This window comes from Stomatobaculum sp., assembly GCF_057248925.1.
This window is the reverse complement of record NZ_DBHIHF010000003.1, coordinates 109,020-131,415: the sequence shown is the minus strand read 5'-3', so window position 1 is coordinate 131,415 and position 22,396 is coordinate 109,020. Positions and strand designations below refer to the sequence as shown.

The window sequence follows — 22,396 nt, the reverse complement described above, 5'->3', positions numbered from 1 at the left end:
TCAAAGTAGTTTGTTTTACAGAATTTCGGAAGGAGAGAGTTATGTATCATATCGAGAGATATCAACGGAACCCGGTCGTTCATTTCCCTGAGCGCGAGTGGCCGAACCGTGAAATCGAGAAGGCACCCATCTGGTGTTCGGTCGATTTACGGGACGGCAACCAGGCGCTCGTGGAGCCCATGGTCGTCGAGGAGAAGACTGAGATGTTCAATCTCCTACTAAAGCTGGGCTTCAAGGAAATCGAGATCGGCTTTCCGGCGGCCTCTCAGATTGAGTTTGACTTTCTCCGTCTGCTTGCGCTGCGGAAGATGATTCCGGCGGATGTGCATGTCCAGGTACTCACGCAGTGCCGCGAGCATCTGATCCGCAGAACCTTTGAGGCAATCGAGGGCATTCCGAATCCGATCGTGCACATCTACAATTCGACCAATACGCTGCAGCGAGACGTGGTTTTCCACGCGAGCCGCGAGGAGATCAAGCAGATTGCCGTGGACGGCGTCAAGACGGTCAAGGCCTGCATGAAAGAGTTCGGGCGCGACGACATCATCCTCGAGTACTCTCCGGAGAGCTTCATGGGGACCGAGCTCGACTTTGCGCTCGAGGTCTGTGAGGCGGTTCTCGATGAGTGGGGCATGGCGACGCCGGAAAAGAAGGTCATCATCAACCTCCCGCTGACGGTCGAGATGAACACGCCGAATGTGTACGCCGATCAGGTTGAGTGGATGGTGCGCCGTTTTAAGAATCGCGATTCGATTGTGGTCAGCATTCACCCGCACAACGACCGCGGCACCGGTGTCGCGGCGACCGAGCTCGCGCTGCTCGCGGGCGCGGACCGTGTCGAGGGCACGCTCTTCGGAAACGGCGAGCGCACCGGCAACGTGGACATTCTGACCGTGGCTTACAACATGTATTCGCAGGGCATAGAGCCGCATCTCAATATCTCGAACGAGAAGGAGATTGCGGAGGTCTATGAGCGCTGCACGAAGATGAGCATACCGCCGCGCCACCCGTACGCGGGCGAGCTCGTGTTCACGGCCTTCTCCGGCTCTCACCAGGATGCCATCAGCAAGGGTATGCAGGCGATGCGGGAGCGGAACAACCCCTACTGGCAGGTGCCCTATCTCCCGATCGACCCGAGCGATATCGGCAGAGTCTATCAGCCGGTGGTCCGCATCAACTCCCAGTCCGGCAAGGGCGGCGTTGCCTTCATCATGGATACCTTCTACGGGTTCCGGCTGCCGAAGGGCATGCACAAGGAGTTCGCGGATATCATCCAGGCGCTCTCCGAGAAGCAGGGTGAAATTGCGCCGGAGGAAATTTACGCCGAGTTCCAGCGCTCATACCTCGACCGCAAGGAGCCGCTGCACTTCAAGAAGTGCGTGATTTCGGACAACGGTCTCGAGGAGGGCGAGTTCTCGACCCGCGCTGTCTGCACCTACACCTTAAACGGCGAGGAGCGGCAGTTTGAGGGCGTCGGCAACGGCCCGATTGATGCGGTGCGCCACGGCCTCGCGGAGGCACTGGGCCTGCAGATTCGCATTCTCGACTACTCCGAGCACGCGCTGCGCCAGGGTTCCAACGCGCAGGCGGCCTCCTACATCCACATGCTGGATGAGAAGAGCGGACGCACGACCTACGGTGTCGGTATCTCGAGCAACATCACGAGAGCTTCGCTCCGCGGTATTTTCTCGGCGGTAAACCGTCTGTTCTACTAAAAAGCTGATTTCATACAGCCCGGCGCGTTCCGGGCTGTTTCCATAGGAGGGGATGCGGATGAACGTGGTCTATGTCACGAACGAGGCGTATGCGCAGCACTTTGCGGTCTCGTTCGCCTCGCTCTGCGACTGCAATCCGGACGAAGAGAAACTCACGGTCTATCTGCTGGACACCGGCATACGGCCGGAGACAGCGAAGAAGTTACAGGCACTCGCAGCCGATTTCGGGCGGGAACTGATTCTTCTGCCCTGTGAGGATCTGGAAGAGCGTTTTCCGGAGCGGCCTGACACCGGGAGATTCAATCTGAGCACGCTGGGGCGCTTTTTCCTCGGGGAACTGTTGCCTTCCGAAGTGAAGCGCGTCCTCTATCTGGACTGCGACACCGTGGTGCAGCGGAGCCTGCACCGCATGTATACAGCGAATCTTCACGGCGCGCTGCTCGCGATGGCGGAGGAGCCGACCATCTACCACGAGGTCAAGGCGTATCTCGGGATACGGCCGGAAGCGCCCTATTTCAATGCGGGCGTCATGCTTGTGGACCTCGCGCGCTGGAGAGCGGAGGACATCGGCAGACAGCTGCTCGACTATTACGGGACCATCGCGCCCTACTGCCTCTTTCAGGACCAGGACGCAATCAACGGGCTCCTTCGGGGGCGCATTGCAACCTTGCACCCCGCCTATAATTTCATCACCAATTATTATTACTTTTCCTATGCGTCGCTCGAGGTCTTTTCGCCGGCCTACCGGAAAATCGGAGAGCGGCGTTTCGAGGCGGCAAAGCGGCACCCGGCGATTCTTCACTACGCGGGAGATGAGAGACCCTGGAGGCAGGGCGCCTATAACCCCTACGGGAGGGCCTATCTCTGGTATCTCGCGCGGACACCCTGGAAGGATGCGGCGCCGGAGGGCGGCAAGCAGGCGTATCTTCTCTGCTACCACGGCATGAATCTCCTGACGCGACATTTCCCCTCGCTCCGCTTTGCCATCGGACGGCGCTATGTGAAAAAGAGTGCGGAGGAGAGAAGGCGGAAGATGCGGGAGGCGGGAAAGGTATGAGAGAGCGCACAGCGGCCGTAGTGGTCAATTACAACGACAGCGAGACCACGCTCGCACAGATACGGCGCATCCGGGACTATGCAGAGCTGGACCGGATTATCGTGGTCGACAATGCCTCGACGGACCGGAGCCTCTCGGCGCTTCGGGCGGTTGCGGGCGGGAAGGTCACAGTGCTCGCGGCAAAGAGAAACGGCGGCTACGGCGCGGGCAATAATCTCGGCATCCGCTATGCGGCGAAAAAGGGCATACAATATGCGCTGATTGCGAATCCGGACGCGGAATTCACGGCGTCCTGCCTCGCAGCGCTCGTCGCGGCGATGCGGGCAAATCCGGCAATCGCCGTGCTCGCGCCGGTGCAGGTGAATCCCTCCCACGGAAAAGCGGCAGAACTGCCGGGGAGCCGCGCGAATGTGCTTTCCGGTGCGGCGGCGTTTCCGCTCCGGTCCTGGCTCCCGGACCTCCTCGAGGCGGGGCCGGTCGCGCGGCGTCTGTTTACGCCGCTCCTGCATTATCCGAAACGTCACTACCGCGCAAAACTGGCGCCGGTCGACTGTGTGCCGGGTTCGCTGCTTCTCGTGGAGATAGAGCGCTTTCTCGCGGCGGGCGGCTACGACGAGCGCGTGTTTCTCTACGAGGAAGAGTATATTTTGGGACAGCGGATGCGGCGGATCGGTGCGGAGACAGCGCTGCTCACGACGGAGCACTATCTCCACCGTCACGCGGCGAGCATAGGCAAGAGTTACCGGCGGGCACTCGACCGGCAGAGGCTCAGGGAGAGGGCAATGCGCTTCTACTTCCGGCACTACCTCGGCTGCGGGAGAGCAAAGCTCCTCTTCACGGAACTCTACTTTGCGCTGATACGGTTCGAAATCTTTTTGACGGGCGGGGGGAAATGAACGGAATCGGCAGTTTTTTCATCGGGAGCGACCGAAATATCGCAAAGCGCAATGTGCTCTGGAACATGGCCGGTTCCTTTATCTATGCGCTGACCAGCATGCTGCTCGGCGCAGTGGTCACGCGGACACTCGGGGCGGCGGCCGGCGGCATCTTCTTCTTTGCCTTTTCGACCTTTGGGCAGCAGATTTTCATTGTCGCCTACTTCGGCATGCGCCCGGTGCAGGTGACGGATGCGGGAGAGCAGGCGACCTTCGGCGAGTACCGGGCGTTCCGGCTGCTAAGCTGCGCAGCGGCAGTGCTTTCGACACTCGGCTACGGGTTCCTGCTCAGCGCGCCCGGTGAGGCGCGGACCGTGCTCTTTCTGACGGCGGGCTATAAAATTCTGGACGGCTTTGCCGACTGCTACGACTCGGAATTTCAGCGGCAGGGGAGACTGTATCTCGCCGGAAAGAGCAATGCGTTCCGCACGCTCGGCAGTGTCGCGGTCTTCTTGGGGCTGCTCTTTGCAACACGCTCTCTGTCTGTCGCCTGCCTCGGCGCCCTCATCGGGCAGGCGGGCATGATTCTGCTCTGTTGCGTCGCGCCGCTTTCCTGCCTGCCGAACGTGAGAACGGAGCGCCGCAGAGGGTATATCCGGAATCTCTTCGAAAAGAGTCGCTGGCTGTTTCTCGGCGCGTTTCTGGATCTCTACATCTTTGCGGCAAGTAAGTATGCGGTGAACCGCTATCTCACGGCGGCGGACAACAGCTACTATACGACCATTTTCATTCCGACCTCCGTCATCAACCTCATGGCGAACTTTGTGATACGCCCGGTGCTGACGCTGCTCTCCGAGCAGCGGGAGCGGGGCGACAAGGCGGCGTTTCAGGCGACAGTCGCAAAAATCGGCGGTCTGATTTTCGTGCTGACCTTGCTAGGCGCAGGGCTCGCCTGGCTGCTCGGCATCCCGGTACTCTCGCTCTTAGTCGGCGCGGAGGCAGGAAAAGCGCTCAGGGGACTCAGGACGGAACTTTTACTTGTGATTCTCGGCGGCGGCTTTTATGCGCTCTTAAATCTGTTATACTATTGTCTGGTGATTCTCGAGCGGCAGGGACTGATTTTCCTCATCTATGTGCTCGGGACGGGACTCGCCTGGCTCAGCGCGGAGCAGGGGGTGCAGCGCTTCGGTATGCGCGGCGCGGCGCTCTCGTACTGCGGCATGATGCTCTTGCTCACGCTGCTCTTTGCGGTTTCAACCGCGCAGGCGCTTTTGCGGGACAGAAAATTCAGGGGGGAAGCTTATTAATGGGAGAGACAGAACTTGATGTGATCATTCCGGTTTATCGCCCGGACGAGCGCTTCTTTCGGCTGCTTGCACAGCTTGCTTGTCAGAGCATTCCGCCGCACAGGATTATTCTCATGAATACGGAGCGCGTTTACTGGGATGCTGCCGGGGCAGAGGGGCGGCTTGAGACGCTTGGCATCTCGGAGCGCTGTGAGATTCATCATCTCTCCAAGGCAGAGTTTGATCACGGCGGGACACGGAATGCGGGGGTCTTATTTTCGGAGACGCCTTACTTTGTGATGATGACACAGGACGCCGTCCCCTGTGACGACAAGCTCCTCGAGCGCCTGCTGTTTCCGCTCGTGAACGGCAAGGCGGAAATGAGCTACGGCCGTCAGGTCGCGAGTCCGGACGCGGACATTCTCGAGAAATTCACGCGGCGCTATAACTACGGAGACCAGTCTTTCCTGAAGACCGAGGCGGACAAAGAGAAGCTCGGCATCAAGACCTATTTTGCCTCGAATGTCTGCGCGGCCTATGTCCGCGCGCGCTTTGACGCGCTCAGCGGCTTTCCGCCTCGCGCGATTTTTAACGAGGACATGATTTACGCGGCGCGGCTCTTACAGAGCGGCGGCACGCTCGCCTACTGCGCGGATGCGCGGGTCTATCACTCGCACTGCTATACCCCGGCGCAGCAGTTTCACCGGAACTTTGACCTCGCGGTCTCACAGGCGGAGCATCCCGAAATTTTTGCCAATCTGAAAAGCGAGGCGGAGGGCATACGCATGGTGCGGCGTACGGCGCGCTTTTTAAAGCGACAGGGCGAGGGAAAAGAGATTCCGCGTCTCTTTGCGCTGAGCGCGGCAAAGTATTTCGGCTATGCGCTCGGCAAGCACTACCGCCTGTTGCCGAAGTGGCTCAGAGCGCGCTGTACCATGAATCGCAGTTACTGGGAGAAGTGTGCATGAAAGAAATCCTGGTCATTATTCCGGCCTACAACGAGGCGGGTAGCATAGAGCGCGTCGTGGAGGGCTGCCGGAAAAAGCTCCCGGCGGCGGACTATCTGGTGGTGAACGACGGTTCCTCCGACGACACCGCAAAGATACTTCGCGCGAACGGCTACCGCGCGCTCTATCTGCCGGTCAATTTAGGTCTCGCCGGGGCATTTCGCGCGGGGATGCGCTATGCCGACGAAAAGGGCTACCGCGCCGCGGTTCAGTTTGACGGCGACGGGCAGCACCGGGCGGAGTACATCCCCGCGATGTACGAGGAAATCAAGGCGGGTGCCGAGATTGTGATTGCCTCCCGCTTTGTGACGGAGAAAAAGCCGCGCACGCTCCGTATGCTCGGGAGCCGCATGATTACGGCGGCCATACGCCTCGCCTCGGGGGTGCGCATCGAGGACCCGACTTCGGGCATGCGGATGTACAACCGCCGCATGATAGAGCTCTTCTCGCGGCAGATTAACTATCCGCCGGAGCCGGACACGCTCTCGTTTCTCGCGAAGAACGGTGTCCGCTTCCGGGAAATTCAGGCGGAGATGGATCTCCGGACGGCGGGGACCAGTTACCTGACGCCCTGGATTTCCGTGCGCTACATGACGCGCATGCTGCTCTCGATTCTGCTGATTCAGAGCTTCCGGGCGGAACAACGGCGCGGCGGAGGGAAAGAGACATGAGTGTCGGACTGAGACTGTTTTTACTGGCGGTATCGTTGCTCGCGGGCGCCGTGGTGCTGGTGCGGATTCGCAAGTCGAAAATGCAGATCGAAGACAGCGTTTTCTGGGTGCTCTGCGCGTTGCTCTTCATTCTGCTCGCGGCCTTTCCGCCCATTCTTTACAAATTGACGGAATTGTTTGGCGTGCAGTCACCGGCAAATCTTCTGTTTTTGCTGGTCATTGCCTTGCTCTTCATGAAAGTCTTTGCGCTGAGCCTGAAGGTCTCGCTGCTTGAGGAAAAGTTGAGTTCGCTCGCGCAGACCATGGCGCTTCGGGAGCGCTTTCGGGAAGAAGAGCAGCAGGAGAGTCTGAACCGACAGAACGGGGGGAATCATGAATCAGAATAATGAGAAAACTGTGCGAACGCTGCCGTTTTTCCTTTGCGGCATTTTTCTGGTCGTCATCTGCGGCCTCTACGGCGCAATTTCCGCGCTGAACGCGGCGGCACAGTTCAAAGACAATCTGCTCTTTGTCCTCTACGAGCTCCTGTTTCCGGCTTCCGTCATCACGGCGCTCTTTGCCGCGCTGCTCTGGAGCCGGAAGGGAGACCGCATGTACCGCGCCTATGCCTTTTCGGCGATGGTACTCGGGGTTATGTACCTCGCGGTGATGCCGGGGCTCTCGGCGCCCGATGAGCTGAGCCACTACAGCACAGCCTATCGCATTTCTTCGAACATGATGCTCGAGGATCCGCTGATTCGCCCGGCCGGACTCACGGCGGTTCGCGCCGTCGACTATCCGCTCGAGGATATGAACGGCGTCAAGACGCCGCTGGTGCCGGATGACGAGGAGAGCGTGCCGGAAGTGCTCGGCAATCCGGTCAAGCAGACGACCTATCGCGCCGTCAAGGACTGGGATCAGCGCTATGCCTTTTCGACAAAACCGGTCGCCTCGGCGATTCCGGATGTGCACACGACGCCGGTCTTCTACCTGCCGCAGGCCATCGGCTTTTCGCTGGCGCGCGCGCTCGGGCTCGGAACCATGGGACTTCTGTTCCTCGGCAAATTTTTCAACCTCTGCTGCTATGTCGCGCTGACCGCGCTCGCGGTCAGAACGACGCCGCTCGGCAAGGGCTGGTTTGCGGCGGCGGGGCTTTTGCCGATGAGCGTGAGTCTCGCGGCCTCGCTCTCCTATGACGCGGGTTTAATCGGAACCGTGTTTCTCTTCACGGCACTTATTTTTAAGCTCGCTTACGGCGCGGAGGAAATCCGCGCGCGGGAACTGTTTGCGCTCTGCGCGCTCGCGGCGCTCTTCGGACCCTGCAAGCTGGTTTATGCACCGCTCATCCTTCTGCTCTGGCTCGTGCCGGCGCGCGTATTCGGCGGCGGCGGCAAAAAGCTGCTCTGCTTCCTGATTCTTCTGCTCTCGCTGATCGCGGCGGTGCTCGCGGTCAATGCGGACGTACTGGAGGCCTATTTCTTCCCGGCGGTTGCGGAGCAGACGGGCAATGTGAGCGCCGATATGCGCCACGCGGGCTTTACGGCCGCGGAACTCTTCTCGCACCCCCTGTTTACGCTCCGCATGCTGTTGAATAGTTTATCGGCCTGCATTCTGACTTGGGGCGGCGAGATGATAGGGACGAAACTCGGCAATCTGGATCCGCTGCTCGGCGCATCCGGGTTGCAGACTCTGTTCTTTGCGCTCGGGCTCTTCTGCCTGACCGTTGCCGACAGTGCCGGGGAAACCGTGCGCATTCTGGTGCCCGGCACGCGGGCCGCAAGACGCGCGGCGCGCGAGCGAGAAGAGAGTGAGAGAGCGGCGGCAGGCGCGGAAACGCTGCTCGAGACAGGGACAAGCGCTGTCGAGACAGGCGCGGTCGCGGCAGAGACGGCACAGGCCGAGGACAGCGCGCAGGCGGAGATGGAGACGGCACTCGATGCAGTCTCGCAGCAGGCCGCTGCCGGGGAAGTGCTGACCGCACCGCTCGGCGAGCATGTCGCGGAGGCCGCGGAGACACTCCGGGAGGCCGAGGCGACTATGGCTGCGCAGGTAGCGGCAAGCGAGGCCGTGAGCGCTGCGGAAGAGGCGGACGAGAACGCGCTGCCGCACTATATCGAAGTCGGCGTGCCCGGCCGCATTGCGCGGCTCTTTGCGTTCCTGGTCGGCACGCTTAGCTTCTTCGGGATTCTCGGGGCCATGCTGCTCGCCTGGACCTCCCGCGACGCCGTCTGGATTGAGGGTGTACAGGGCAGATATTTCCTGCCCCTTCTGCCGGTCTTTTTATTCAGCCTGCAGAGCCGGGTGTTGCAGAGCAGACTGCCGTTTAAGCGCCTCGTGCCCTACGGCTTTGTAATATTAAATCTCTGCGTGGGAATCCGCATTTTTGCGCTTGCCGTGCTGAGAGTCTGAGGAGATTGTTGTATGACGAAACTCATGCGGGAGCTCGTAAAAAACCGGAAGCTCATTTTTGAGCTCGCCAAGGCGGATTTCCGGAAGCGCTTTGTGGGCTCCTACTTCGGTGTCATCTGGATGTTTGTCCAGCCCATCGTGACGGTTTTAATTTATTTCATGATTTTCCAGCTCGGCTTTAAGTCGGTGCCGCCGATTCCGGGCGTGCCCTATGTGATCTGGCTGGTACCCGGCATTGTCCCCTGGTTCTTTTTCCAGGAGGCGATGAATGCCGGTACCGGCTGTCTGCAGGAATACCACTACCTGGTCAAAAAAGTGGTCTTCAATGTGGAGGTGCTGCCGGTCATCAAGCTGGTATCCTGCCTCTTCGTGCACGCGATTTTCGTGATGATTATGATTGCGATGTTCTTCTGCTACGGCAGACTGCCGCTCGCAACCTGGATTCAGCTTATATACTATAGCGCGGCGCTCTCCGTGCTGATTCTCGCGCTGACCCTGATCACGGCGTCCGTGCAGGTCTTTTTCCGGGACATGGCGCAGCTCGTCAGCATTCTGTTGCAGTTCGGCATGTGGCTGGTGCCCATCATGTGGGCGCCCGAGATGTTTGACAATTTCCCGCCGAAAGTCCTGCCGATTTTGAAGCTGAATCCGATTCATTACATTGTGACCGGATACCGGGACAGCATGATCGCCGGAAACTGGTTCTTTGAGCGCCCCATGCAGACTGTGTATTACTGGGTCGTGACCCTGGCGCTGCTCGCGCTCGGACTGCGCCTTTTCCGGAAGCTCAGACCGCATTTTTCCGACGTGCTGTGAGAAAAAGGAGACTGATTCATGGATAAAAATCTGGCAATCTCGGTGCAGGGAGTCAGCAAAATTTATAAGCTCTACGACAAGCCGATTGACCGGCTGAAGGAGGCGGTGAGCCTGACCCACAAGTCCTATCACCGGGATTTCTTTGCGCTCTCGGACATCTCGTTCGATGTGAAGAAGGGCGAGACCGTCGGCATTATCGGGACAAACGGCTCCGGCAAGTCGACCATACTGAAGATTATCACCGGCGTGCTGAGCCCGACCACGGGCACAGCCGAGGTCTCCGGCAATATTTCGGCGCTCCTCGAACTCGGCGCGGGCTTTAACAGCGAATACACGGGCCTCGAAAATATCTATATGAACGGCACCATGATGGGCTTTTCGCGCGAAGAGATGCAGCGGAGAATGGATGACATTCTCCGCTTTGCGGATATCGGGGACTTTGTGAACCAGCCGGTCAAGACCTATTCCTCGGGTATGTTCGTGCGCCTTGCCTTTGCGCTCGCAATCAATGTGGATCCGGAGATTTTGATTGTCGACGAGGCCCTCTCGGTCGGCGATGTCTTCTTCCAGGCGAAGTGCTACCGCCGCATGGAAGAAATGATGAAGAACGGCACGACCATCCTGATGGTAAGCCACGACATGGGCAGTATCATCAAGTACTGCGACAAGGTGGTGCTCTTAAACCGCGGACATTTTGTGGCGCAGGGCGAAGCAGGGAAGATGGTGGATCTCTATAAAAAGATACTGGCGAACCAGACCGACGAGCTCGCCGAGGCCCTGATCGAACAGAAGAAAGAGGCGCTCGGCCTGCCGGTCGGGGAGGTGCACACGGACAAAAGCATGAAGGAGCGAATGAACTTAAACCCCGAGGTGCAGGAGTACGGCGACGGCAGAGCGAGCTTTGAGGACTTCGGGACGCTCGACGCGCGCGGCAATGTGACGAACCTGCTCTTAAAGGGGGAGATGTTCACGATACGGGAGCGCATCCGCTTCCACGCGCCGATCGAGATGCCGATTTTCACCTACACGCTCCGCGACAAGAAGGGCACCGACATCACCGGCACGAATACGATGTTCGAGGGTGCGGATATCAAGCCGGTTAAGGACGGCGATGTCTACACGGTCTCGTTCCGGCAGAAGATGAATCTGCAGGGCGGCGAATACCTGCTCTCGATGAGCTGCACCGGCTATGAGAACGGCGAGCATGTGGTCTACCACAGACTTTACAATGTGCTGAGCCTGACGGTCATCTCGAATAAGAACACCGTGGGCTACTACGATATGGACTCGGAAGTTGAGGCAGTCAGAGAGGAGGAGGTATGAGTGAGCGGATTGAGACAGCGCGGGCCCTGCTCTCGCAGTACGGGCGGAATACGGCGGCCATGCTGGACGAGCACCCGGAACTTGAGACCTTAGAGCTCTTTTCCGACCGCCGCGAGAGTCTCCTCGACTGGTACTCGTTTTGCGCAGGCGCAAAGCTTCTTCTCGCCGGTGCGGGCGACGGAGGTCTCCTGTCTCTGCTTCTTCGGAAGGGACTTAAGATCACGGCGCTCGACACGGATGAGGCAGCGCTCGCCTTTTTGCGGGAGAGAAAAGAGGTCTTTGAGCTGTCGGGAGAACTGGAGACGGTGTCCGGAAAACTCGGCGAAGGCAGCACAGCTTCCCTTGGGTCTTTTGACTATGTCCTCTTTGACGGAACCCTGAGAAGCGAGGACGAGGCGATGCTTCGCGCGGCGCGGGAACTGCTTTCCCCGGGCGGCACGCTTCTCATCGCCGCGGAAAATGCCTACGGCGTCCGCGCCTTTGCGGGACAAAAACTCGGCGAGAATGCGCTGAGCTATGAGAAACTCAAAGCGCTCACGGAAGCGGCGGGGGGAAACAGCTTCTTCTACTTCCCGGAGCCGCTCAAAAATCTGGCGGACACCATTTACTCGGAGCGGCGCCTTCCGGAAGAGGGCGAACTGTCCCGCGTGATACCGGCCTACGGCTTCCCGACCTATGTCGCAATCAATGTCGGCGCAAAGTACAACGAAGTGTGCCGCGACGGGCTCTACCCGCACTTTGCGGATTCCTTTCTCGCCTGCTGGACCAAGGGGGCGGCAGCACCGGAATCCCGCCCGGTCTATGTGAAATACAACCGGAACCGCGACGCGCGCTACCGCCTGGTAACAGTCATTTGGGAAAAGGCGGACGGCACGCGTCTGGTCGAAAAGCGCGCGCTGAGCGCGGACGGCAACGCGCACATCGCGGCGTTTGCCGAGCGGCTTCGGTGCCTCCGGGAAGAGGGAAGAGATATTTCCTACGCGGCCCCGGAGATACGGACGGAAAACGGTCTGACAAGTGCCTGCTTCCCCTATGTGCTCGGCGAGAATTTTTCGCAGCGCATCTGCCGCGAAATCGCCGCGGGGGCGCCGCTCGAGGACACGCTCGAGCGGGCTTTGGACCGGCTGATCGGCGGCGGTGAAGTCCACAACATCGATGCGATTTTCGACAATTTCCTCGTGACCGGCGGCACGGCAGAGACCGAAATCGAGAGTCTTCCGCTGACCGGCATCGACTGTGAGTGGGTCTCCGAGACCGCGCTCGACAAAAACTATGTGCGCTACCGCGCGCTTCGCACCTTCTACGAACAGCAGCGGGAGAGCCTCGGGCTCGGCACGGAGGCGGATTTTTTACAGCGCTTCGGTGTCACGGCGGCGGAGTGCGCGCGCTTTGCAGCGGAAGAGGCAAGCTTTCAGCGCGGCGTCGCGGGCAAGGAGCAGGCGCGTTTCCTGGACCGCTTCATTGTCTCGCAGCAGAACGCGGAGATTATCGCGCGGACGGAGCGCACCCTCGAGGAGACCAGAGAACAGCTCGCGGCCTCCTTTGAGGAGATTCGTATCCGCGATGCGGAGATTAAGAAGATCACCGAGGTGAAGCGCCTGACGGATAACCACGTCGTGAATCTGGAGACCATGATACGGGATCTCCGCCGGGAGAACGGACAGCTCGCGGAAACCTTACAGTATCTGAGCCGCCACCAGACGCTCTATTCCCGCCTCCGCCGGAAGGCGAGCGCCATCTTCAACGCGAAGTATCCGAAGGGATCCGGCGAGCGGAAGCGCTTCCTGTTCCGCCTCGATGCGATCCGGCATCCGATCCGGCACCGGAAACTTGTCAGCACGCCGGAGGGCAGAAATCTGATTGACGGTGAATTCGCAATCGGCGACATTTACCGCGAGCACGGGAAACTTTCATTCCCGCAGTTCGATGCGCCGCGGGTCTCTATCATCATCCCCTGCTACAACCAGATTGCGTATACCTACGCTTGCCTGGTCTCGATTCTCGAGCACACGCCGGACATCTCCTATGAGGTCATTATCGCGGACGATGTCTCGACCGACGCGACCAAGCGCCTTTCGGACTTTGCGGAGGGACTTGTAATCGCGCGGAACGAGACAAACCAGGGCTTTTTAAAGAACTGTAACCAGGCAGCGGCAAAGGCGCGCGGCGAGTTCCTCTTTTTCCTGAACAACGATACCAAAGTCACCGAGGGTTATCTCTCCTGGCTCTTAAAACTCATGGATGAGGACCCGAGCATCGGTATGACGGGTTCGAAACTCGTCTATCCGGACGGGCGGCTCCAGGAGGCGGGCGGCATCATCTGGAGCGATGCCTCCGGCTGGAACTACGGGCGACTTCAGGATCCCTCGCTCCCGGAATTCAACTATGTGAAGGATGTCGACTACATGTCCGGTGCGGCGATTCTGATCCGCCGCGAACTCTGGAAGGAGATCGGCGGCTTTGACACGCGCTATGCGCCCGCCTACTGTGAGGACTCGGATCTCGCTTTTGAAGTGCGCGCCCACGGCTATCGCGTGGTCTATCAGCCGAAGTCGGTGGTCATTCACTTCGAGGGCATCTCGAACGGCACGGATGTACAGGGAACCGGCTTAAAGCGCTATCAGATCGAGAACACCGAGAAGTTAAAAGAGAAGTGGAAGAAGGAACTGTCCGAGCAGTTTGAAAACAACGGCAATCCGGATCCCTTCCGCGCGCGCGAGCGGAGCAAGGGCAAGAAGATCATTCTCGTTGTGGATCACTATGTGCCGACCTTTGACAAGGACGCGGGCAGCCGCACGACCTGGCAGTATCTGAAAATGTTCGTGAAACAGGGCTATCAGGTCAAGTTCCTCGGCGACAACTTCGCGGCGGAGGAGCCCTACACGACGGTGCTGACGCAGCTCGGCATTGAGGTGCTCTACGGTCCGGCGATGCAGCAGGGTATCTGGGATTGGATCGAAAAGCACGCGGCGGATCTGGACTTTGTCTATCTGAACCGCCCGCACATTGCGAGCAAGTACATCGACTTTATTCAGGAGCGAACTTCTATTCGTGTCCTCTACTACGGTCATGACCTTCACTTCCTGCGGGAGCGCCGCGAGTACGAGCTGACCGGGGAGACAGAGCACCGGGATGCCTCGGCTTACTGGAAGGGCGTCGAGTTCTCGTTGCTCCGGAAGGCGGCGCTCAGTTTCTATCCCTCGGCGGAGGAGTGCAAGGCAATTCACGCAATCGACAAGACCATACGCGTGAAGCCCTTGACCGCCTATGTCTGGGACAGCTTCCCGCCGGAACGCGATTTCGGCTATGAGAAGCGCGAGGGGCTGCTCTTTGTGGGAGGCTTTGCGCACCCGCCGAACCTGGACGCGGTACTCTGGTTCCTGAAAGAGGTGTTTCCGCGGGTACGCGCGGAGGAGCCGGTCAACTTCTATGTCGCGGGTTCCAAGGTGCCGGACGAACTGAAGGCGCTCGATAACCCGGCGGCGGGCATTCACATTCTCGGCTTTGTCTCGGATGAGCGGCTTGCGGAACTCTATCAAAGTTGCCGCCTCGTCGTCGTGCCGCTCCGTTACGGTGCCGGCGTGAAGGGCAAGGTGATTGAGGCGCTCTACTACGGCGCGCCGGTGCTCACGACGCCGATCGGCGCGGAGGGCATCCCGGACGCGGCACAGGTTATGGAAATCCGGGAGGATGCCGCGGACTTCGCGGCCGCGACCTTGCGGCTGTACCGGGATCGGGACGCGCTCACGGCCATGGCGGAACGCGCCGCGCGCTATATCCGGGCGCACAACAGCATGGACGCAGTCTGGGCGGAACTGAAAGATGACTTTGCCTGACCGTTCTTGCGGAAAGCAGTTCTTACAGAAATTCTTACAGAAAGCAAAAGAAAGTCCTAAGATATTTTGTGAACATTTCGTGAACAAAAGAAATATGATATACTGCTCACATGACCCGGACTCGGGCGGAAAGGGAGGAAACCAATGAGATTGTTCGGAAGATGGAAGAGAGCGGCGGTCGGCGTAGCGTCTGTTGCGGCGGCGATGGCACTGGCGACCGGTTGCGGCAAAAAGGCGGCGGCTTCGCCGGATCAGCGCTATAAGGAGGCTGAGCAGAAGCAGGTCAAGGAGTTCAACGAGAGCTTCCTCAGCGCGTATGATATTTCGCGAGAAAAACTCGCGAGCGACAAGGTCGCGAGCGGCGAGGGCACGATGACAATCACTGTCTCGGATGACGCAAAGCAGACGCTTAAGGCGCTCTCGGGCGGCACAGATTTCTCCTGGCTCACGAAGCTCGGCATGCAGATGAAAGCCAAGGTCGGCAAGACCGCACTCGAGGAGAATGTGGCGCTCAGCCTGAACGATAAGCCGCTCGGCACACTGAATCTCTTCATGTCGGATGAGGCGCTTTACGTGCAGATTCCGGAACTCGCCGAGAAGTTCATGAAGATTCCGACGGATGAACTTGGCGGCAGAGAGAACTTTGCGAAAACCTTCGAGCAGTACAAGAAGATGCCGGAGGGCAAGCAGCTCGACAAGGTGATTACGGGCTACAGCAAGCTGATTACCGACGAGGCAAAGAATGTGCAGGAGTCGAAAGAGGATGTGACGGTCGGCAATCACACCGTCAATGCGACCAAGCTCGAGGCGACCTTTGAGGGCGAGCAGTTGACCGAGCTGCAGAAGAAGATTGTCGCGGCCGCTTCGGATGACCAGGATCTCGCGGCGGTGGTCAAGGGCTTTGCGGGCGATGACGGCTATGCGCAGTTCAAGGACGAAGTCGACAAGGCAAAGAGCAACCCGACCGAGATTCAGGGCAAGCTGGTTTCGACCATCTGGCTCGGCGAGGGCGACAAGATTGTGGCGCGCGAGATTCGCATCGAGAACCCGAATTCGAACGAGAACTATGTCTTCTCGATGAAGGCGCCGAACAAGGGCAATGAGTTCGCGTCGGAGGTCGCATTCTCGGAGGACGGCAAGGAGCTGTTCAATGTGAGCGGCAGCGGTTCGAATGACGGCAAGAAGATGAGCGGTGTGTTTACCTTCACGCAGAACGGCGAGCAGGTCGGCGTGCTCATGCTGGATGAGCTTGATCTTGCGGTAATGAAGAAGGGTGAGCTCACGGCGAAGGGTAAGTTCAAGCTCGCGGGCGGCAGCAGCACGAGTGTCATGGATCTCAGCGCATTCAGCTTCAACTTTGACGCTGCGGAGACCGAGACGAGCACGAAGATGACCGTGACGGTGAATAAGGATGACAACGCGTTTGTGACCGTGGCGCTGGATTCGACCAGAAGCGAGGGCGGCGAGGAGCCGACGGCACCGGCAGAGGATGCGAGCGTGAATGTCTCGAACGACACAGAGGCTGAGAACTTTGTGAAGGGCGCAAACTGGAACGGCTTCCTCGGTCAGCTTCGTCAGACGGATATCCCGTCGAACTATCTGGACCTCATGGAGAGTTCGCTGAAGAGCGCGGGTTACATGCAGTAAGCAATGCTGATTTTAACAAAGATTCAAAAGCAATACGGAAAGAACGCTGTCCTGCGGGAGATTAACCTGCAGGCGGCGAACGGAAGTTGTGTGGGCATTCTCGGCGGAAACGGCGGCGGGAAGACCACACTTCTTTCCGTTTTGGGAGGAATTCTGCGACCGGACGGGGGGAGCTTTACCTATGACGGGGAAGAACTCTTCGGGCACGAGGCGCGCCGCAGGGCGCTGGTCGGCTTTTCGCCGCAGGCGAATCCGCTGATGGAGGAACTGTCCGGGTTTGACAATTTACTGCTCTGGCACGACAGAAAAGCCATAGAGAGAGGCATGGCGGAAGACGGGGCGATTACGGCGCTCGGCGTGACCGCATTTCTGAAAAAGCCGGTCGCCAAACTCTCCGGTGGCATGAAGAAACGCCTCGCGCTCTCGATTGCCGTACTGCGCGCGCCGAAGATTCTCCTACTCGACGAGCCGACCGCGGCGCTCGATATGGAGGGAAAGGCAAAGTTTTACGCCTACTTAAAGTGCTTTACGGAGGGGGGCGGCACGGCCCTCTTTGTGACCCACGATTTCGCGGAATTTGCGCACTGCGATCAGCTTGTCTTTCTGAAGGACGGCAGACTGCGGGACATTCCGCACCCGGAAAATCAGGCGGCGGCGGAGGCACTGTTTTTATGAGACGCTATTTTTCGGCGCAGTGGAAGAGAGCGCTGCGAAGCCTTCCGGGGGCGCTGTTTGCGAATGTCCTGCTTCTGCTGTCGGCGGCACTGCTGGCGTTCTTTCTGACAAAGCTCTTTTCGCCATCGGCGGAGGGAACCGCCAAGCTGAAACTCGGCATTGTCGGCGGCAGAGGCGAGACCTATCTCGGGACGGGGCTCGGGATGCTGAACAATATGGACAGCTCCCGCTTCGCGATTTCCTATGAGCAGATGGATCGGGAGAGCGCGGCGGCGGCTCTTCGGCGCGGTGAAATCCAGGCCTATTTGGATGTGCCGGATGATTTTCTCTCCGCGCTCGCCGACGGCGAGAATAAGACCATACGCTATGTGGGCGGCGGCCTCGAGGCGGGCTTAAACAGCGCGCTGATTCGCGAGGCAGGCAGCGCGGCAGAGGTGATTTTAAAAGAGACCGAGAGGGGCATTTATGCGGCGGAGGGCTATTTTGACGCCCACGGCGAGGCTGCACGGCACGAGAAGCTGCTGACAGAGCTGAATCTCCGTTATCTCGCACTGGTCCTAAACCGGAATCAGGCTTACCGGACGGAGAGCGTTGAGCCGCTTCGGGATGTCTCGCTGCCGCGCTACTATGCGGCGGCACTGCTCTGCTTTCTGTTCTTTTCCTCGGGCGTCAGTGCGCTGCCCTTTGCGACCGGGCGTTCCCGGGTGCTCGGGAGCCTGCTATCGGCGGCGGGGCTATCCCGCACCCGCCAGCTACTTTCGGAATACGCGGCCTACTTTCTGTTACAGCTATTCGCGTGCCTGCCGCTCCTTATCATCCTGCGAGAAAAATTTCCGGGAATTTTGCCGGTGCTTTGTACGGCGACAGCCTTTCAGTTCCTGCTCTATGAGCTCTCGACGGGGCTTTTGGCGGGCGCTTTTTTACAGTTGCTTGCCGGAATCACCGTTTCCTTTGTGAGCGGCTGTTTTTATCCGCTCGCTTTTTTCCCGGACCGATGGCAGCAGATCAGTCGCGCGCTGCCGAGCGGACAGTGTTTTTCCTACCTGCAGAACTTAACGGCGGGAAGCCCGGTCACAGCGCTTCTTTGGCAGGGGGCAGGACTTTTGCTCTTTGCGCTGCTGTTTCTTCTGCTCGCGGCGCTCTGCCGCGCGGGAAGGAGGCAGGTATGAGACAGGTACTTCGCTGGGAACTGCTTCTGATCAAGCGTTTCTTCCGAAAGAAGAGTTTTCTGGTTCTCTGTCTGCTCCTGCCGCTGCTCGGGTTCTTTTTGCGGCTCGGAAGCCGCGGGGAGAGCGGCATTTTGCGAATCGGTCTGGTCGCGGAAGAGAAGGAAGGGCAGCTGCCGGAAGTGAATCGGCGGGTCGCGGACAGGCTGCTGACCGGTGACACGGTGCTTCGCATCGAGAAGATCTCCGACGAACGGCGCGCGCGGGAACAGCTCCGTAACGGCAGACTGGACGCCGCGTGGATTCTGCCGTCTGACCTCGAAGCGCGGATCGAGAAGCGCGCCGGCGGCAAAAACATTCCGCTGGTCACGGTACTCGAGCGAGAGGACAGCGCGGTTGTGCTTTTGTCCCGCGAAGTGCTGTACCGCGCGCTCTACCCGGAGATTTCCGAGTCCGTCTACCGGAGCTTTCTCACGGAAAAGTTTTCGCTACATCCGGACAGTTCGGATGTGCGGCAAGAACTGGATACACGCTATGCGGATGTGAACATAGACGGCGAGCTGATCTCGTACGAGAATGCGGCGGGACAGACGGTGCAGCGACAGAGCTACCTCCGCTCGCCGCTTCGCGGCCTCGGTGCACTCTGGCTGCTGCTGATGAGTTTTGTCGCGCTGCTCTACTTTCTCGAAGACAGACGGAAGGGGCTGTTCTCCTTTGCGCCCGCGGCCGTGCAGTGCCGGTTTGCGCTCCGCTATCTGCTCGCGGTGCAGGCGGTGGCGAGTCTCGGCCTTTTGGCGCTGCTCTTTGCGGGCGGGGTGATTCAAAGTGCGGGGCGGGAAGCTCTGTCCCTGCTCTGCCTGAACTTCCTGGTACTGCTCTTTGTGTCGATAATCGGCGCGCTGACCCGGGGGCGGCAGGAAATCCTGCTCGCGCTCCTGCTGCCGCTTCTCCTGCTCTGCCTGCTCGGCGCGCCCGTATTTCTGGACCTCGGCATCCGCGCGCTCGAGTTCTTAAATCCGCTGTATTATTACCTCAAACTGGCGGTCGGAACCTTGGCTCCGGTGGTTGAGTTATGAAAGTCTATCGTGTAGGATGGAAACTGTAAAAGCCACGAAAAAAGCTACGACCGAAAACGAAGGAGGCAGGAATATGGATGCATTGGAAAGACTCATTTCTTATATCAAAATAGATACCCAGTCCTCGGAGGAGTCGGGGACGCACCCGTCTACCGAGAAACAGTTTGACCTCGCGCGGAAGCTCGAGGCAGAGCTCAGAGAGCTCGGCGCCAAAGACGTGCGCTTAAGCGACAAGTGCTATGTCTACGCGCGCATTCCCTCGAATCTCACAGAGGCGGAAAATGCGGTGACACCGGCGCTCGGCCTCATCTCCCACATGGATACTTCGCCCGCAGCGAGCGACACGGATGTGAAGCCGCGCCTCATCGAGAAGTACGAGGGCGGGGACATTGCGCTCGGACACGGCGAAGTGCTGTCGCCGAAGACTTTCCCGCAGCTGGATCTCGCCAAGGGGGATGCGCTCTTGGTCACGGACGGCAGCACTCTGCTCGGTGCGGACGACAAGGCCGGCGTCGCGGAGATCATGGCGCTCGTCGAATATCTGCACGAGCATCCGGAGCACCGCCACGGCGAGCTTTGCATCGGTTTCACGCCGGATGAGGAAATCGGAGAGGGCGCTAAGTTCTTCGATGTGAAGGGCTTCGGCGCGGAAGTTGCCTACACGGTGGACGGCGGTGAAATCGGCGGCATCGAGTACGAGAACTTCAATGCGGCTTCCGGCACGCTGCACATCAAGGGCGTGAACGTGCACCCGGGTTCCGCGAAGAATAAGATGGTCAGTGCCGTCATGCTCGGCATGGAGTTCCAGTCCCTCCTGCCGCCCTGCACCCCGGCGAACACCGAGGGCTTCGAGGGCTTTTTCCACCTCTGCCAGATGAAGGGCGATGAGAGTTCCGCGGAACTCCGCTACATCATCCGCGAGCACGACCGCGAGAAGTTCGAGGGCATGAAGAAGACCTTCCTCGCGGTTGCCGAGCAGCTGAATGAAAAGTACGCGCACACCGAGGCGAAGCTCACGGCAGAGGTGAAAGACAGCTACTACAACATGAAGGAGAAGGTGGAGCCCTACCCATATTTGATCGAGACTGCGCGCGAAGCCTTCCGGAAGAACGACATCACGCCGAGCACGGTGGCCATTCGCGGCGGCACCGACGGCGCGACGCTCTCCTACATGGGACTGCCCTGCCCAAACATCTCGACCGGCGGCGAGAACTTCCACGGCATCTACGAGTACCTGAATGTCACCGACTTCTACCGCATGATTGAGGTCCTGAAGACTCTTGTCACCGAGATGATCGGAAAAAAGGCGAAATAAAATTGTAAGGAAACGAAAGATAGCTTTACAAGTTTTGGGATTGGGTGTAAGATATTATCTGTTGGTACGGTAGTACCGCTCAAATCCCGTGGGGGTGTAGCTCAGCTGGGAGAGCACCACGTTCGCAACGTGGGGGTCAAGGGTTCGAATCCCTCCATCTCCATTTAGAAAAAAAGCCGCAGGCAGAAGCCCTGCGGCTTTTCGCGTTTTCGGCGTGCGTCTCACGGGAGAGGAAACAGTCACAGGTTTTGCAGCGAAGGAGTATTGTATGTATCAAATCAACGAAAATTATCTGAAACTTCCGGGTTCCTATCTGTTTTCGACGATTGCGAAGAAGGTCGCCGCTTTTACCGACGCGCATCAGGGCGAGCGCGTCATCCGGATGGGCATCGGCGACGTGACGAAGCCGCTCTGCCCGGCGGTCATTCAGGCGCTGCACAAGGCGGTCGACGAGATGGGAGAAGCGGAGACCTTCCGCGGCTACGGGCCGGAAAACGGCTATGCCTTCCTCCGGGATAAGATGGTCGAATTCGACTATGCGGCGCGCGGCGCGGAGATCCGGGCGGATGAGATTTTTATTTCGGACGGCGCAAAGAGCGACTCCGGCAATATCCAGGAAATTTTCAGTCTCGATTCCACGGTCGCAGTCTGCGACCCGGTCTATCCCGTGTACCTCGATACGAATGTGATGGCGGGCCGGAGCGGCGATTACGATGCGGAAAAGGGCGTCTATGCGGGCATCACTTACCTGCCCTGTACCGCGGAAAATGATTTCACACCGGCGTTCCCGGCGGGCAAGGCACCGGACCTCATCTATCTCTGCTCGCCGAACAACCCGACCGGCGCGGTCATGCGGAAGGAGGCGTTGCAGCGCTGGGTGGATTATGCCAACGAGAACGGTAGCGTGATTCTTTTTGACGCGGCCTATGAGGCCTATATCACCGAGGCCGATGTTCCGCACACGATTTACGAGTGCGAGGGAGCGAGAACCTGTGCGATTGAGCTCCGCTCGTTCTCGAAGAAGGCGGGCTTCACGGGACTTCGCCTCGGCGCGACGGTGGTGCCGCACGATCTTCGGAAAAGGGTGAAGCGCGCGGACGGCACGACCGAGGAAGTCGAGCTGCATGCGCTCTGGAGCAGACGCCACGGTACCAAGTTCAACGGCGCGCCCTACATTGTGCAGCGCGCGGGCGAGGCAGTCTACTCCGCCGAGGGACAGCGGGAGACCGCCGAGCAGGTCGCGTACTATATGCGGAATGCGCACTACATGTACGAGACCCTGAAAAAGGCAGGCTTCTCGGTCTACGGCGGCGTGAACGCGCCCTACGTCTGGGTGAAAACGCCCGGCAATATGACGAGCTGGGAGTTTTTTGATACACTGTTGGAGAAAGCGGCGGTGGTCGGCACGCCGGGTTCCGGCTTCGGACCGCACGGCGAGCATTATTTCCGTTTCTCGGCTTTCGGAACTTACGAGGATACAGTCGAGGCGATGGTGCGCATACAGGCGTTGCAGCTGTGACCATAGCGCAGGAAAGACGGAAAC

Annotated in this window: 17 protein-coding genes and 1 tRNA gene; all 18 read left to right on the top strand. The window is 59.2% G+C overall.

What is annotated here, in order from left to right; translation table 11 throughout:
- Window positions 1-41 precede the first annotated feature (41 nt).
- The 18 genes from leuA to ACO4XG_RS01735 all read left to right on the top strand — a co-directional run bounded on the left by leuA (window position 42) and on the right by ACO4XG_RS01735 (window position 22,372).
- Window positions 42-1,715 carry a 2-isopropylmalate synthase gene (leuA, locus tag ACO4XG_RS01820; protein WP_308509212.1) on the top strand — a complete coding sequence of 558 codons (1,674 nt, stop codon included), beginning with the start codon at window positions 42-44 and terminating at the stop codon, window positions 1,713-1,715.
- 58 nt (window positions 1,716-1,773) lie between these two features.
- Complete coding sequence (locus tag ACO4XG_RS01815; protein ID WP_308509213.1) at window positions 1,774-2,772, top strand: glycosyltransferase family 8 protein; 999 nt, start codon at window positions 1,774-1,776, stop codon at window positions 2,770-2,772.
- Window positions 2,769-3,668, top strand: a complete 900-nt coding sequence (locus ACO4XG_RS01810) for a glycosyltransferase (RefSeq protein WP_308509214.1) — start codon at window positions 2,769-2,771, stop codon at window positions 3,666-3,668. The genes ACO4XG_RS01815 and ACO4XG_RS01810 overlap by 4 nt, the downstream gene beginning before the upstream one ends.
- Complete coding sequence (locus ACO4XG_RS01805; RefSeq protein WP_308509215.1) at window positions 3,665-4,954, top strand: lipopolysaccharide biosynthesis protein; 1,290 nt, start codon at window positions 3,665-3,667, stop codon at window positions 4,952-4,954. Before ACO4XG_RS01810 ends, ACO4XG_RS01805 begins: the two co-directional genes overlap by 4 nt.
- Entirely contained in the window at window positions 4,954-5,901 is a 948-nt protein-coding gene (locus ACO4XG_RS01800; RefSeq protein ID WP_308509216.1) for a glycosyltransferase family 2 protein, read from the top strand. Before ACO4XG_RS01805 ends, ACO4XG_RS01800 begins: the two co-directional genes overlap by 1 nt.
- On the top strand, window positions 5,898-6,611 hold the full coding sequence (locus ACO4XG_RS01795; RefSeq protein ID WP_308509217.1) for a glycosyltransferase family 2 protein: 714 nt from the start codon (window positions 5,898-5,900) through the stop codon (window positions 6,609-6,611). Before ACO4XG_RS01800 ends, ACO4XG_RS01795 begins: the two co-directional genes overlap by 4 nt.
- A complete protein-coding gene (locus tag ACO4XG_RS01790; RefSeq protein WP_308509218.1) occupies window positions 6,608-6,997 on the top strand; it encodes a DUF2304 domain-containing protein in 390 nt (129 codons plus the stop codon). The genes ACO4XG_RS01795 and ACO4XG_RS01790 overlap by 4 nt, the downstream gene beginning before the upstream one ends.
- The gene (locus tag ACO4XG_RS01785) at window positions 6,984-8,999 is read left to right on the top strand and encodes a DUF2142 domain-containing protein (RefSeq protein WP_308509219.1); all 2,016 of its coding nucleotides are present in this window, start codon (window positions 6,984-6,986) and stop codon (window positions 8,997-8,999) included. Before ACO4XG_RS01790 ends, ACO4XG_RS01785 begins: the two co-directional genes overlap by 14 nt.
- 12 nt (window positions 9,000-9,011) lie before the next feature.
- Window positions 9,012-9,815 (top strand): ABC transporter permease, encoded by an 804-nt coding sequence (locus ACO4XG_RS01780; RefSeq protein WP_308509220.1) that lies wholly within the window; start codon window positions 9,012-9,014, stop codon window positions 9,813-9,815.
- An 18-nt stretch (window positions 9,816-9,833) separates the two neighbouring features.
- Window positions 9,834-11,138 carry an ABC transporter ATP-binding protein gene (locus tag ACO4XG_RS01775; RefSeq protein WP_308509221.1) on the top strand — a complete coding sequence of 435 codons (1,305 nt, stop codon included), beginning with the start codon at window positions 9,834-9,836 and terminating at the stop codon, window positions 11,136-11,138.
- Window positions 11,135-14,974 (top strand): glycosyltransferase, encoded by a 3,840-nt coding sequence (locus tag ACO4XG_RS01770; RefSeq protein WP_308509222.1) that lies wholly within the window; start codon window positions 11,135-11,137, stop codon window positions 14,972-14,974. Before ACO4XG_RS01775 ends, ACO4XG_RS01770 begins: the two co-directional genes overlap by 4 nt.
- Before the next feature lie 144 nt (window positions 14,975-15,118).
- Complete coding sequence (locus tag ACO4XG_RS01765) at window positions 15,119-16,621, top strand: hypothetical protein (RefSeq protein WP_308509223.1); 1,503 nt, start codon at window positions 15,119-15,121, stop codon at window positions 16,619-16,621.
- A gap of 3 nt (window positions 16,622-16,624) precedes the next feature.
- Window positions 16,625-17,296 (top strand): ATP-binding cassette domain-containing protein, encoded by a 672-nt coding sequence (locus tag ACO4XG_RS01760; RefSeq protein WP_308509224.1) that lies wholly within the window; start codon window positions 16,625-16,627, stop codon window positions 17,294-17,296.
- Window positions 17,293-18,465, top strand: coding sequence for an ABC transporter permease (locus ACO4XG_RS01755; RefSeq protein WP_308509225.1), 1,173 nt, complete (start codon window positions 17,293-17,295; stop codon window positions 18,463-18,465). Before ACO4XG_RS01760 ends, ACO4XG_RS01755 begins: the two co-directional genes overlap by 4 nt.
- Window positions 18,462-19,538 (top strand): hypothetical protein, encoded by a 1,077-nt coding sequence (locus ACO4XG_RS01750; RefSeq protein ID WP_308509226.1) that lies wholly within the window; start codon window positions 18,462-18,464, stop codon window positions 19,536-19,538. The genes ACO4XG_RS01755 and ACO4XG_RS01750 overlap by 4 nt, the downstream gene beginning before the upstream one ends.
- A 73-nt stretch (window positions 19,539-19,611) precedes the next feature.
- Window positions 19,612-20,853 carry a peptidase T gene (gene pepT / locus ACO4XG_RS01745; protein WP_308509227.1) on the top strand — a complete coding sequence of 414 codons (1,242 nt, stop codon included), beginning with the start codon at window positions 19,612-19,614 and terminating at the stop codon, window positions 20,851-20,853.
- A 90-nt stretch (window positions 20,854-20,943) separates the two neighbouring features.
- Window positions 20,944-21,016 (top strand) — tRNA-Ala (locus ACO4XG_RS01740).
- A gap of 105 nt (window positions 21,017-21,121) precedes the next feature.
- Window positions 21,122-22,372 carry an LL-diaminopimelate aminotransferase gene (locus ACO4XG_RS01735; protein ID WP_308509228.1) on the top strand — a complete coding sequence of 417 codons (1,251 nt, stop codon included), beginning with the start codon at window positions 21,122-21,124 and terminating at the stop codon, window positions 22,370-22,372.
- Window positions 22,373-22,396: the final 24 nt, after the last annotated feature.

Coding starts and splice junctions, on each gene's coding strand:
- leuA (WP_308509212.1), top strand. CDS start 42: ATGTATCATATCGAGAGATATCAACGGAACCCGGTCGTTCATTTCCCT.
- ACO4XG_RS01815 (WP_308509213.1), top strand. CDS start 1,774: ATGAACGTGGTCTATGTCACGAACGAGGCGTATGCGCAGCACTTTGCG.
- ACO4XG_RS01810 (WP_308509214.1), top strand. CDS start 2,769: ATGAGAGAGCGCACAGCGGCCGTAGTGGTCAATTACAACGACAGCGAG.
- ACO4XG_RS01805 (WP_308509215.1), top strand. CDS start 3,665: ATGAACGGAATCGGCAGTTTTTTCATCGGGAGCGACCGAAATATCGCA.
- ACO4XG_RS01800 (WP_308509216.1), top strand. CDS start 4,954: ATGGGAGAGACAGAACTTGATGTGATCATTCCGGTTTATCGCCCGGAC.
- ACO4XG_RS01795 (WP_308509217.1), top strand. CDS start 5,898: ATGAAAGAAATCCTGGTCATTATTCCGGCCTACAACGAGGCGGGTAGC.
- ACO4XG_RS01790 (WP_308509218.1), top strand. CDS start 6,608: ATGAGTGTCGGACTGAGACTGTTTTTACTGGCGGTATCGTTGCTCGCG.
- ACO4XG_RS01785 (WP_308509219.1), top strand. CDS start 6,984: ATGAATCAGAATAATGAGAAAACTGTGCGAACGCTGCCGTTTTTCCTT.
- ACO4XG_RS01780 (WP_308509220.1), top strand. CDS start 9,012: ATGACGAAACTCATGCGGGAGCTCGTAAAAAACCGGAAGCTCATTTTT.
- ACO4XG_RS01775 (WP_308509221.1), top strand. CDS start 9,834: ATGGATAAAAATCTGGCAATCTCGGTGCAGGGAGTCAGCAAAATTTAT.
- ACO4XG_RS01770 (WP_308509222.1), top strand. CDS start 11,135: ATGAGTGAGCGGATTGAGACAGCGCGGGCCCTGCTCTCGCAGTACGGG.
- ACO4XG_RS01765 (WP_308509223.1), top strand. CDS start 15,119: ATGAGATTGTTCGGAAGATGGAAGAGAGCGGCGGTCGGCGTAGCGTCT.
- ACO4XG_RS01760 (WP_308509224.1), top strand. CDS start 16,625: ATGCTGATTTTAACAAAGATTCAAAAGCAATACGGAAAGAACGCTGTC.
- ACO4XG_RS01755 (WP_308509225.1), top strand. CDS start 17,293: ATGAGACGCTATTTTTCGGCGCAGTGGAAGAGAGCGCTGCGAAGCCTT.
- ACO4XG_RS01750 (WP_308509226.1), top strand. CDS start 18,462: ATGAGACAGGTACTTCGCTGGGAACTGCTTCTGATCAAGCGTTTCTTC.
- pepT (WP_308509227.1), top strand. CDS start 19,612: ATGGATGCATTGGAAAGACTCATTTCTTATATCAAAATAGATACCCAG.
- ACO4XG_RS01735 (WP_308509228.1), top strand. CDS start 21,122: ATGTATCAAATCAACGAAAATTATCTGAAACTTCCGGGTTCCTATCTG.